This window comes from Rhodococcus sp. IEGM 1379 (assembly GCF_030056815.1).
Classification (GTDB): Bacteria; Actinomycetota; Actinomycetes; order Mycobacteriales; family Mycobacteriaceae; genus Rhodococcus_F.
Window position 1 is genome coordinate 1 of sequence record NZ_JASHKR010000113.1, and the last position, 12,038, is coordinate 12,038.

The window sequence follows — 12,038 nt, forward strand, 5'->3', positions numbered from 1 at the left end:
AGATGCAACGATAGGGATATGAAACCAAGGATTCTGGTTGTCGACGACGACACGGCACTCGCCGAGATGCTCACGATTGTGCTGCGTGGTGAGGGATTCGATCCCTACGTTGTAGGCGATGGAACCCTGGCGCTCGCAGCAGTGCGTGAGACTCGCCCTGACCTCGTTCTGCTCGACCTCATGCTTCCGGGCATGAACGGTATCGACGTATGCCGGGTCCTGCGCGCGGATTCAGGCGTTCCGATCGTGATGCTCACCGCCAAGACCGACACCGTCGACGTCGTGCTGGGCCTCGAGTCCGGTGCGGACGACTACATCATGAAGCCGTTCAAGCCCAAGGAACTGGTCGCCCGCGTTCGAGCGAGATTGCGACGCACCGAGGACGAGCCTGCCGAACTGCTCAGCATCGCCGACGTCGTCATAGACGTACCGGCCCACAAAGTCAGCCGCGGCGGCGAGCAGATCTCCCTCACCCCACTCGAATTCGACCTGCTGGTCGCGCTCGCCCGGAAGCCGCGTCAGGTGTTCACCCGCGAGGTTCTCCTGGAACAGGTGTGGGGTTACCGCCACGCTGCCGACACCCGACTCGTGAACGTCCACGTTCAGCGTTTGCGCGCCAAGGTCGAAACTGATCCCGAGAATCCCGAAGTGGTTCTGACGGTGAGGGGTGTCGGCTACAAGGCCGGACCGCCGTGAGCGGTGTCTCTCGATGGCGTCGTCGCCTTAATCGGTGGCTGACGCCATTTATGCGGTGGTGTCACTCTCTGAGTAACACCCTCGCTCACACGTGGCGACGCTCGCTTCAGTTGCGAGTGGTCGTCTCGACGTTGTCGTTGTCGTTGATCGTCATCGTCATCTTGGGTGTTGTTCTCACCAGCCAGATCACCGACAGGCTTCTCGAAGCGAAGATCACTGCGGCGACGGAGGAGATGGATCGCGCGCGGGGGATCGTCGAAGATCAAGTTGCAGGCGCCGACGGCAATCTCGAAGCGCAACTCGAGAGCGCGGCGTCGAGTTTGACCAGTCGCAATCAACCGGCCGGTCAGGCATCTGGTTCTGCGGGGACGTTCGATCCGGTTCTCATCGTGGAAGGCGGCGGGCCGCGGCAACCGACTTCTGCCGGCCCTGCCGAACAGATTCCCGCGAACCTACGTGAGTTCGTCCAGAACGGTCAGATCGCGTACCAATTCGCGACAGTCGCGAATCCGGGTGGTTACTCGGGTCCGGCGTTGATCATCGGCAGTCCGACGGCGTCGTCGATCTCCAATCTCGAGTTGTATCTCGTGTTTCCGCTCGCAAGTGAGGACCGCAGTCTCTCGCTGGTGCGCAGCACGCTGTTGATCGGTGGCGCAGTTCTCCTGGTCCTTCTGGCAGCGATTTCGCTGCTGGTCGCCAGACAAGTGGTGTTGCCCATCCGGTCGGCGTCGAGGATTGCCGTGCGGTTTGCCGACGGCCGACTCAAAGAGCGGATGCCGGTTCGCGGTGAAGACGACATGGCTCGTCTCGCAATGTCTTTCAACGAAATGGCGGAGTCTCTTTCGAAGCAGATCACGCAACTCGAGGAGTTCGGCAATCTACAGAAACGCTTCACTTCGGATGTCAGTCACGAACTGCGCACTCCACTGACGACAGTTCGGATGGCCGCCGACCTCATCCACGACGGCAGCGAAAGCCTCGATCCGATCCTACGTCGGTCGTCGGAACTGCTTGTCGCAGAACTTGATCGGTTCGAGGGTCTGTTGGCCGATCTGCTCGAGATTTCCCGTCACGACGCCGGTGTCGCGGAACTGGCGTCCGAACAGCTCGACGTCAGAATGTGTGCGCGTGCCGCGGTGTCCACGGTTCGCCATCTCGCCCGTGAGTCCGGCACCGAGCTGATCGTGGATATGCCGGACGAGCCGGTCATCGCCGACGTCGATCCGCGACGCGTGGAACGAGTGCTGCGGAATCTACTGGCCAACGCCATCGATCACGGTGAAGGGAAACCCATCCTGCTCCGCTTGCGTGCCGACGACAATGCCGTGGCCTTCATCGTTCGCGACAGCGGTGTCGGATTGCGTCCTGGTGAAGAGAAACTCGTGTTCAACCGCTTCTGGCGATCCGATCCGTCTCGGGTACGCCGCAGTGGCGGTACAGGACTCGGCTTGGCTATCAGTGTCGAGGACGCGAATCTGCACGAGGGCAAGCTGGAGGCGTGGGGCGAGCCCGGCGTCGGAGCGTGTTTCCGTCTGACATTGCCGCGGGTGCGGGGAAAGAAACTGGTGTCCAGTCCACTTCCCTTGAAGCCGACCACAACCAAGTTCGTGCGGTCACCGTCCGCAGCGGACATGGTCGCAGAAGAGGTCGTCGCGGAAGAGGTCGGAGACGTCACCTCGTCCGTTCCCACTCCGCATGAGCAAGAATCTCGAAGCGGTTCGCAAGGCAGTGAGCGTTCATGAAAAATCACCTTCACCGCGGTGTGCTCGCATTGATGCTGTCTACGGTTCTGTTGACCGGGGCGTGTGCGAGCCTGCCCGACTCGTCGTCTCCGCAGGCGATCGGGACCCTTGCCACAGTGGCGCCGGGAACATCGATCGCTCCTCCGGCCGAGGGCCGCGAGCCCGATTTGTTGTTGCGGGACTTCGCGAAAGCCAGTACCGATCCGTCGAATCGGCATCTTGCGGCGCGGCAGTACCTGGCTCCCTCAATGTCGGCAAAATGGGATGACGCGGCCAGCGCGACCATCGTCGACAGAGTCGACACGCTTTCCGAATCGCGAACCGACAAGGAAGCCGTTTACACGATCCGGGGGAATAAGGTCGGACGCCTCGAGCCGGGCGGCGTGTACGTTTCGGAAGAGGGCAGTTACGAATCCAAGATGACCCTGACGCTGGTCGACGGCCAGTGGCGGATCAGTGATCTCCCGTCCGGTGTGATCATGGAGCGGCCGGCGTTCCTCGGTGCGTATCAACGAAAGTCGTTGTACTTCCCCGATCCGAGCGGGCAGACCATGGTTCCGGATCTGCGGTGGGTTTCGGGGTCTCAGGATCAGATGGCGTCGCAGTTGGTGGGCTTGTTGATCAACGGACCCAAGTTGGCGCTCGCCGCCGCAGTCCGCAACGAACTCGGTTCCGGGGTCTCCGTGATCGGACCGATAACGAAGGCTGACGGCAGAACCAGTCAGGTCGGTGTCGGTCTCGGCGGCGTCCGGATCGACTTCCGGATCGATCCGGAGGATCCGGCCGATCGCTCGATGGATGCTGGTACCCGCGGATTGTTTGCGTCGCAGATTATCTGGACGTTGGCCGGTGCCGACATCTCCGGTCCGTACGTTCTGCTGGTGGACGGGAAGCCGCTCGACGCGGCCCATCCGGACGGATGGACCACCGCCGACGTGGCGTCCACGAACCCACTCGCCACTGCCGGCGCCACGGTCGGACTGCACGCGCTGCTCGGTGGGTCCCTGGTCAGTGTCACCGAGCAGGGTGTGATTCCCGTACCCGGGTTCGCCGGGAACGCCGGAAATCTGGTCTCGGCGTCCTTGTCCCGGGACGGCAAGACCGTCGCCGCAGTCGCCGATACCGCAAAACCTGATCCCGCGACGCGGTTTTCGCTGGTGCTCGGGCCCTATGCCGAGGGCGGGGTGCCGGTGCTCGAAGCGCCGGCCATCACGCGGCCGACGTGGGAACTGGATAACAATGCGATCTGGGCGGCAGTCAACGGCAATACCGTGGTGCGCGTGGTGCGCGAGCCCACTACCGGCCGCGCATCGGTAACGAATGTGGATGTGGGCGCGTTGATTCCGTTGGGTTCGAACATCACAGAACTCAGGCTTTCGCGAGACGGAGTGCGGGCGGCGATGATCATCGACGGCAAGGTATATCTGGCGACCGTGGTGCGGATGCCGAGTGGTGTGTTTGCACTCACCAGTCCACGGGCGGTGGCTCCGGGTCTGGGCAGTTCTGCGCTCGCATTGGACTGGAGCAATAGCGACACCGTTGTGATTGCGCGCAACACTTCTGACGTTCCCGTAGTACAGGTCGCGATCGACGGTTCCCGAATGGACTCGTTGCCCCGAGGCAATCTCACCGCGCCGGTGGTTTCCGTGGATGCTTCACCAACCACCGAGTACGTTGCCGACGCGCGGGCAGTGTTCCAGTTGAACAACAACGATCCGGCCGGCGACAGGTTATGGCGTGAAGTGCCGGGTCTGACGGGGCAGAAGGCAATTCCGGTACTGCCCGGCTGAGCGGTCGGTGGGCATCTGTCGGTGCCGTGCCTCAGACTTCCCGTCCATGGGGGAATTCGCGTTTCGTGATCTGGGAAAACTGGGCGGTGCGGCGCTCGATCTTGTCCTGCCACGAGAATGCGGAGGGTGCGGCAGGCCGGGCGCGCAGTGGTGCTGCGCGTGCGCCGGCGAGCTTCGGGACCATCCGATCCAGCTGACTCCGAGAGTCGATCCCGGGGTACCGGCGTGGGCGCTCGGGCCCTACAGCGGCCCGAGACGGCGCAGCGTGATCGAGATGAAGGAACGTGGCCGACGAGACCTCGTCAGGCCTCTGGGAGCCGCGGTGGCGGCAGCGATGACGTGTCTGAACCGGTGGGGCGAGCTTGATTTCGATTCCGAGCGGCCCGTGGTTCTGATCCCGGCGCCGTCGCGCTCGCGGGCCGCGCGTTCTCGGGGCGGAGATCCGGTCCGAAAGATCGCGCGCGCAGCGGTCGGTGCCTTGCCGACGGACTGCGGCGAGGTTCGGTCGGGGTTGGTCATGTCACGTGGCGTCCGGGATTCGGTAGGGCTGTCGGCCGCGGACCGAGCTACCAATGTGGCCGGAGGGATCTCGGTCACATTGGCATTGGAAGAGCTGGCGGGCAGGGACGTCGATGTGGTCCTTCTCGACGATGTTCTGACGACGGGAGCGACTGCGGCAGAGTCGATTCGGGTGCTCGGCCAACGCGGAATCCGGACAACCCTCGCACTCGTTGTTGCGGGCGTTTGAATGAATTTCAGGCGAACAGTGGCACTCGCGCGAATTACGTACTAGCGTCGGCGGCACACCCGAAAATACAGGTGGGAGGTGGTACTTCAATCCTGGTGCCGGGCGGATCCCCTCTCGGTACTTGAAACACCTGCTGCCGCCCAACTTTGGGCGGAGCCGTAATTGGGAGGTACGAGTGACGACCCCTTCGCAAGCCTCATTTTTCATCGAGGACGCCACCATCGAGCGTTCCGCGCAATCTGTCGTTCCGAAATCCGACATCGTCGTCACGGGACGCAATGTCGAGATACCCGATCACTTCCGAGTTTATGTCTCGGACAAACTAGCGCGACTCGAACACTTCGACCCCTCCATTTTCCGTTTCAACGTTGAACTCCAACATGAGCCCAATCCCCGGCAGTCGAAGACCGCTCAGCGCGTCGAGATCACTGCCCGAGGCAAGGGTCCCGTAGCGCGAGCAGAAGCCTCCGCCGAGAGCTTCTACGCGGCATTCGAGGCTGTCATTGCAAAACTCGAGAATCGGCTGAGGCGTACCAAGGGCCGTAAGCGCGTCAGTTACGGCGAGAAGCGCCCGGTTTCGGTTTCCGAAGCGACGGCGGCGCTCGCACTCGAAACCGTGCCGACGGTTGATTCGGACGTCTCACTCAACGGCCAGGAGTCGGAGGCCTACGAAGGTCCCGGTCAGGTAGTGCGAGTAAAGGATCACCCGGCTGAACCGATGTTGATCGACGATGCGTTGTACGAGATGGAATTGGTCGGACACGACTTCTTTCTCTTCCACGACAAGGAGTCGGATAAACCGTCCGTCGTCTACCGTCGGCATGCGTTCGACTACGGGTTGATACGCCTGACATGACCGATCTATAGGTGGGTTGCCTCGCAACTCGGCCTTAGCGCCTACCATGGAATCCGGCCGGGGTTTTCGGACTTCGGCCGGATTTCACTGTGTCGCCCATTTGTTGCCGAAGATTGAGGACGAACAAGACTGTGCCGTCGCTGTCGCTATCGAAGCTGCTCCGTGTTGGTGAAGGTCGCATGGTCAAGCGACTCAAGCACATTGCTGACCATGTCGAATCGCTGTCGCCCGAGGTAGAGGGCCTGACGGATGAGCAACTCAAGGCCAAGACCGTCGAGTTCCGCGAGCGCTATGCCGCTGGCGAGACCCTCGACGAGTTGCTACCCGAGGCATTCGCCGTGGCGCGAGAAGCGTCGTGGCGCGTGATCGACCAGAAGCACTTTCACGTGCAGATCATGGGCGGTGCGGCCCTGCACTTCGGCAACGTCGCGGAAATGAAGACCGGTGAGGGCAAGACCCTGACCTGTGTGCTGCCCGCGTATCTCAACGCGATCGCTGGTGACGGCGTCCACGTCGTCACGGTCAACGATTACCTGGCCAAGCGTGACTCCGAGTGGATGGGCCGTGTCCACCGCTCACTCGGGCTCGAGACCAGTGTGATCCTGTCCGGCATGACGCCGGCCGAGCGTCGGGTCGCGTACGCCTGCGACATCACCTACGGTACCAACAACGAGTTCGGTTTCGACTACCTCCGCGATAACATGACGCACTCGCTGGACGATCTGGTCCAGCGTGGCCACGCGTTTGCCATCGTCGACGAGGTCGACTCGATTCTCATCGACGAGGCCCGTACCCCGCTGATCATCTCCGGCCCCGCCGACGGTTCGAGCAAGTGGTACAGCGAGTTCGCGCGTATCGCGCCGCTGCTGAAGAAAGACGTCCACTACGAGGTGGATATCCGCAAGCGCACGATCGGTGTGCACGAAGCCGGCGTCGAACTGGTCGAGGATCAGCTCGGCATCGACAATCTGTACGAGGCTGCCAACTCGCCGCTGGTGAGTTACCTCAACAACGCCATCAAGGCGAAAGAGCTCTACAACAAGGACAAGGACTACATCGTCCGCGACGGTGAGGTCATCATCGTCGACGAGTTCACTGGTCGAGTGTTGGTCGGCCGTCGATACAACGAGGGCATGCACCAGGCCATCGAGGCCAAGGAAAAGGTCGAGATCAAGGCCGAGAACCAGACTCTCGCCACGATCACCCTGCAGAACTACTTCCGTCTCTACGAAAAACTGTCCGGCATGACCGGTACCGCAGAGACCGAGGCAGCCGAGCTGCATCAGACGTACACCCTCGGCGTGATCCCCATTCCGACCAACCGTCCGATGATTCGTGTCGACAACGGCGACCTCATCTACAAGACCGAGGAAGCCAAGTTCGACGCAGTTGTCGATGACGTCGTGGAACGGCACGAGAACGGTCAGCCGGTTCTGATCGGTACCACCAGCGTCGAGCGCTCGGAGTACCTGTCCAAGCAGTTCACCAAGCGCGGTGTGGCGCACAACGTTCTCAACGCCAAGTTCCACGAGAAGGAAGCGACCATCATCGCCGAAGCCGGTCGATCCGGCGCGGTGACGGTTGCCACCAACATGGCTGGTCGTGGTACCGACGTTGTGCTGGGCGGCAACCCGGACATCATTGCCGATATTGCGCTCCGTAGTCAGGGACTCGACCCGGTCACCACGCCGGAAGAATACGAGGCCGCGTGGGACGAGATCTTGATCAAGGTCAAGACCGACGTCAAGGAAGACGCGGAGAAGGTGCGCGCTGCCGGTGGTCTCTACGTACTGGGCACCGAGCGCCATGAATCGCGTCGTATCGACAACCAGCTTCGTGGTCGTTCCGGTCGCCAGGGCGACCCGGGCGAATCCCGGTTCTACCTCTCCCTCGGCGACGAGCTCATGCGCCGCTTCAACGGTTCAGCGCTCGAGTCGATCATGACGCGCCTCAACCTGCCCGACGACGTTCCGATCGAAGCCAAGATGGTCTCCAAGGCGATCAAGAGCGCGCAGACACAGGTCGAGCAGCAGAACTTCGAGATCCGTAAAAATGTCCTCAAGTACGACGAGGTCATGAACCAGCAGCGCACCGTCATCTACAAGGAACGTCGCCAGATCCTCGAAGGTGAGGATATGGAGGGCCAGGTCGAGCAGATGATCACCGACGTGATCACTGCGTACGTCGACGGTGCCACGGCCGAGGGGTACGTCGAGGACTGGGATCTCGAACAGTTGTGGACTGCCCTCAAGACGCTGTACCCGGTCGGGATCGACCACAAGAAGCTGGCCGGGGAGGACGGCGCCGGGATCAACAGTGATCTCAGCCGTGACGACCTGCGGACCGCGCTGCTCGAGGACGCTCATGCGGCGTACAAGAAGCGCGAAGCCGAAATCGACGCGATCGCCGGCGAGAACGGTATGCGCGAGCTCGAGCGTCGGGTCTTCCTGTCCGTCCTGGACCGTAAGTGGCGTGAGCACCTCTACGAGATGGATTACCTGAAGGAAGGCATCGGTCTGCGTGCGATGGCGCAGCGTGACCCGTTGGTCGAGTACCAGCGTGAGGGTTACGACATGTTCATCGGCATGCTCGACGGTTTGAAGGAAGAGTCCGTGGGATTCCTCTTCAACTTGCAGGTCGAAGCTGCTCCGGCGCAGCCGTCCACCGGCATTTCGGTCACGGCCGGCAGTGCTGCAGCAGCATCAGCGACCGCGCCGAAGCCCTTGCCGACGCAGGAAAATGCGGCGGGTTCCCATGGCACGGCAGCGCCGTCGGCGTTGCGCGCAAAGGGACTCGACGACACGGGTCCGTCGCGGCTGACGTACTCCGGTCCCGACGAGGACGGTAAGGCAAAGGCCACGCGGGACGCGGCAGATGATTCCGGTGATGCAGCTTCGCGCCGTGAACGTCGCGAGGCCGCACGCACCCAGTCGAAGAGCACCAAGGCACCGAAGTCCAAGCGCAAGCGCTGATTTCTGGAAACTGATTGCTGGAAACTGATTGCCGGAAAATGATTGCCGGAAAATGATTTTCAGAAGGCTGGATGGTCACACCACGTGTAGTGCGGTGATCATCCAGCCTTCTGCGTTTGTGTTCTCGATTCTGGCCGCGATGGCAAAGGTTCGGTTGCCGCGTCGATAGGTGGCGCACACTTCTGCTGCGCTCGGTGATGCTGCGTGCACGTGTGTCCGGTGGGTTCGTGCAGCGCCGAGATCGCGGGTCGGATTATCTGAAATAGCAAGGCGCCGTACGATTTCCAGGACGGTGGGGGATAGTAGAGCTCTAAGGTGCAGGGGGTTTCGTCGTTGATCGAGTACTTCGAGTACGAGGCGCAGCGACGTGTTCCAGAAGATGTCGGCGCCGGGTGCAACGGGGTCCGCAGTGATTGCGTCGGTACTTCCGGGCCGAGCCGGTGAGGTGTCCGTGCCGGAAGTACCGTTGTGCGGCGTCTTGCGTGGGCTGCCTAGTACCCGTTCAGTTCGCGCCGACGGACGCCTGATCGTGACGGAATCAGCGGCTGGTTCGCTGCGTGGTGCAGGCCGAAGAAATCCTTGCGGGCTGTAGTCGATCTCGCTGCTGTTCACCTGTTTGTCCCCCCAGACATGGATCGCTCCCCCGAGCGATGGTGAGAAGTATGACACTAATCGGCCGGTGTTGTCGCAGGGGTCACCTTGGCCACCTAATGTGAATCGTGTGCGGGGACTTCTGTTGGACGTGGGTGGAGTGCTGTTCGGTCCGGGGTCGGACTTGGACGGTTTGAGTGCGCTTGTGCGCCGGGCCCGGAGCACGGGTATCGCAACGGGGATTGTGAGCAACGATCCGGGGGGATCGAGTGCTGCGTGGTTGCGGGATCTCGGCGATGGAGTGCTCGTGGACGATGTCGTGTTGTCCGGTGATGTCGAGATGGCCAAGCCGGATGCCGCGATCTACCGTCTGGCCGCGCAGCGGTTGGGTCTTCCGCCCGAAGTGTGTGTGTTCGTCGACGATCTGACTGTGAACGTCCGGGGCGCTGTGGCCGTCGGCATGGTCGGGGTGCATCACGTCGATCCCGAGACCACGATCGAGGAATTGTCGATACTGCTTGGATTGGATCAGCCGTGGTGAACCGATTGACGACGCAGGATGCGGCGTTCTACTTTCTCGAAGCCGGGAGCACGCCCATGCACGTGGGTTCTCTGGGTGTCTTCCGTCAATCGGGGACCGGGATCGATCATTCCGAGTTGTTGCGACTGGTCGAGGAGCGACTGAGCTTGGTGCCGCGGTACCGGCAGAAGGTACGCGAGGTAGTGCTGGGATTGGCGCGCCCGGTGTGGGTCGACGATCGCGATTTCGACATCACTTATCACGTGCGCCGGTCAGCACTACCCAAGCCCGGAACTGCAGAACAGTTGAACGATCTGATTGCCCGGCTGATTTCTCGGCCGCTGGACAATACTCGGCCGCTGTGGGAGATGTACCTGGTAGAGGGCTTGTCCGACGATAGATTCGCGATTTTCACGAAGTCGCATTCTGCCCTGGTCGACGGAGAATCCGCTCTCGAGATCAGCCAGGTTCTCTTCGATCAGCAGGAGATCCGTCTGCCCGGCGCCGAGGAATTATGGATGCCTGCTCTGCCGCCGAGTGATCTGAAGTTGGTTGTCGGTGCGCTGGCTGATCTGGTGACCAGTCCGGGCGAAGGGGTGGCCCGGGCGCGGGCTGCGTTGGGCGATATGACGACGTCGATGACGGAGGCGGTCAGTGCCTTGGGGAAGGTCGCAGCAGTGGTGCGTACGGCTGCCCAGGTGGCCCCCAGCAGTCCGCTGAATGCGCCCATTTCCCGTAACCGTCGACTGGCTGTGGCAAAGACGTCGCTCAACGACTATCGCCTGATCCGGGCGAAGTACGGGTGCGAGATCAATGACGTGATCTTGACGGTTATCGCTGGTGCACTTCGGAATTGGCTGCTTTCGCGCGGTGAGCCGGTTACCGAGGCAAGCATCGTTCGGGCGATGGTTCCGATGTCGGTGTACACCGACGGACCGAACAATCCCGACGCTCCGGATCCGCAGGCGCCGGGTCATGTGTCGTCGTTTTTGGTCGACCTGCCGGTCGGTGAGCCCAATGCGGTGGTCCGGTTGTCACACGTTGCTCATGCGACCGAGGCGTTTGCTCGTCAGGGTCGGCGGGTGACGGCCCAGACTTTGGTACGGATGTCCGGGTTTGCGCCGGCAACGCTGCACGCGTTGAGTTCGCGTGCGGCCGGCAATCTGTCGCAGCGAATGTTCAACCTCATGATCACGAATGCGCCGGGTCCGCAGTTTCCTCTCTACCTCGGTGGAGCGCGGATGGAGGACATGTATCCGGTGTCGCCGTTGCTGAAAAATCAGACACTCAGCATTGCCCTGACGTCCTATGACGGCAACGTCTACTACGGTTTGAATGCCGACCGTGACGCGATGTCGGACGTCGACGTAGTGCGTTCGTTGATCTTCGAGTCTCTCGAAGAGTTGACGGACGCCAGTCGGTGAGTGGTAATTCTCGGCGTCGTCTTTCGATGAAGGTGGTCTCATGAGGGTGTACGTACCGGCAACCGTGGAAATCTTGCAGCGGTTGGTGGCCGATCAGGAGTTCGACCCGATGAGTCGAACTGCGTTCGCTGTCACTCCGGCGCTGCGTGAGGCCTATGCGGCGGGCGACGACGACGAGTTGGCCGAGGTTGCGATGGGTGAGGCGGCGCGGGCGTCGTTGCGTTTGATCGCCGGCACCGAGGGGGACGTGACGTTCCGTCGGGCGGTGGTTGCGGCCGACGTCGAGGATGTGAAGTTGCGTCCGGATCTCGACGACGCGGTCGTGCGGTTGGCTGGTCCGGTCACGATGGCGCAGGTGGCATCGGTCCACGTGGACCTCGCCCAGGCCGAACCGGACATCGAGCGTGCTGCCGGGATTGTCGATGCGGCGGATCTCGGCGACGCTGATGCCGAGTTCACTCTCGGTGACGCGGAAGACCACGAATTGGCGTGGTATGCGGTGCAGGAATTGCCGTTCTTGCTCGACCTGCTCTGAAATTTACTACTTTGGAGTAACCTACGGTACCGTAACCTGGTAACCTACGGTACCGTAGGAAGTGATTTCGGTGGGATCTCTAATCGAGAGGTGGCAGGTCTGATGGGTCTGAAGGACTGGATCGAGGCACCGGCAGCGTCGGTAGTTCCGGCAGCGCGGTCGAA

The 12,038-nt window shown here is 61.8% G+C and carries 10 protein-coding genes; 9 read left to right on the forward strand and 1 reads right to left on the reverse strand.

Features of this window, described 5'->3' with window-relative positions; all coding sequences use genetic code 11:
• Nucleotides 1-18 precede the first annotated feature (18 nt).
• The 6 genes from mtrA to secA all read left to right on the forward strand — a co-directional run bounded on the left by mtrA (nt 19) and on the right by secA (nt 8,804).
• On the forward strand, nt 19-696 hold the full coding sequence (mtrA, locus tag QM600_RS27340) for an MtrAB system response regulator MtrA (RefSeq protein ID WP_169632739.1): 678 nt from the start codon (nt 19-21) through the stop codon (nt 694-696).
• 50 nt (nt 697-746) lie between these two features.
• The gene (gene mtrB, locus QM600_RS27345) at nt 747-2,438 is read left to right on the forward strand and encodes an MtrAB system histidine kinase MtrB (protein ID WP_283264910.1); all 1,692 of its coding nucleotides are present in this window, start codon (nt 747-749) and stop codon (nt 2,436-2,438) included.
• Nucleotides 2,435-4,228 (forward strand): MtrAB system accessory lipoprotein LpqB, encoded by a 1,794-nt coding sequence (gene lpqB, locus QM600_RS27350; protein ID WP_283264903.1) that lies wholly within the window; start codon nt 2,435-2,437, stop codon nt 4,226-4,228. The genes mtrB and lpqB overlap by 4 nt, the downstream gene beginning before the upstream one ends.
• A gap of 46 nt (nt 4,229-4,274) precedes the next feature.
• Nucleotides 4,275-4,976, forward strand: coding sequence for a ComF family protein (locus QM600_RS27355; protein WP_283264904.1), 702 nt, complete (start codon nt 4,275-4,277; stop codon nt 4,974-4,976).
• 175 nt (nt 4,977-5,151) lie between these two features.
• The gene (gene hpf / locus QM600_RS27360) at nt 5,152-5,832 is read left to right on the forward strand and encodes a ribosome hibernation-promoting factor, HPF/YfiA family (RefSeq protein ID WP_283264905.1); all 681 of its coding nucleotides are present in this window, start codon (nt 5,152-5,154) and stop codon (nt 5,830-5,832) included.
• 131 nt (nt 5,833-5,963) lie between these two features.
• Nucleotides 5,964-8,804, forward strand: coding sequence for a preprotein translocase subunit SecA (secA, locus tag QM600_RS27365; protein ID WP_283264906.1), 2,841 nt, complete (start codon nt 5,964-5,966; stop codon nt 8,802-8,804).
• A 75-nt stretch (nt 8,805-8,879) separates the two neighbouring features.
• Here secA and QM600_RS27370 read toward each other — a convergent pair whose 3' ends face one another.
• Nucleotides 8,880-9,416: an Rv3235 family protein gene (locus tag QM600_RS27370; protein ID WP_283264907.1), complete on the reverse strand. Its 537-nt coding sequence runs from the start codon at nt 9,414-9,416 to the stop codon at nt 8,880-8,882.
• A 109-nt stretch (nt 9,417-9,525) separates the two neighbouring features.
• On the opposite strand from QM600_RS27370, the gene QM600_RS27375 reads away from it, so the two are divergent.
• Genes QM600_RS27375 through QM600_RS27385 form a run of 3 tightly spaced genes read left to right on the forward strand, consistent with a single transcriptional unit; the run spans nt 9,526 to nt 11,874 of the window.
• Entirely contained in the window at nt 9,526-9,936 is a 411-nt protein-coding gene (locus tag QM600_RS27375) for an HAD-IA family hydrolase (RefSeq protein WP_283264908.1), read from the forward strand.
• The gene (locus QM600_RS27380) at nt 9,930-11,339 is read left to right on the forward strand and encodes a WS/DGAT/MGAT family O-acyltransferase (RefSeq protein ID WP_283264909.1); all 1,410 of its coding nucleotides are present in this window, start codon (nt 9,930-9,932) and stop codon (nt 11,337-11,339) included. The genes QM600_RS27375 and QM600_RS27380 overlap by 7 nt, the downstream gene beginning before the upstream one ends.
• 40 nt (nt 11,340-11,379) lie before the next feature.
• A complete protein-coding gene (locus QM600_RS27385; protein ID WP_094272110.1) occupies nt 11,380-11,874 on the forward strand; it encodes a DUF6912 family protein in 495 nt (164 codons plus the stop codon).
• Nucleotides 11,875-12,038 lie beyond the last annotated feature (164 nt).

Excerpts from the sequence above, each read along its gene's own strand:
- mtrA (WP_169632739.1), top strand. The coding sequence starts at position 19 with ATGAAACCAAGGATTCTGGTTGTCGACGACGACACGGCACTCGCCGAG.
- mtrB (WP_283264910.1), top strand. The coding sequence starts at position 747 with ATGCGGTGGTGTCACTCTCTGAGTAACACCCTCGCTCACACGTGGCGA.
- lpqB (WP_283264903.1), top strand. The coding sequence starts at position 2,435 with ATGAAAAATCACCTTCACCGCGGTGTGCTCGCATTGATGCTGTCTACG.
- QM600_RS27355 (WP_283264904.1), top strand. The coding sequence starts at position 4,275 with ATGGGGGAATTCGCGTTTCGTGATCTGGGAAAACTGGGCGGTGCGGCG.
- QM600_RS27385 (WP_094272110.1), top strand. The coding sequence starts at position 11,380 with ATGAGGGTGTACGTACCGGCAACCGTGGAAATCTTGCAGCGGTTGGTG.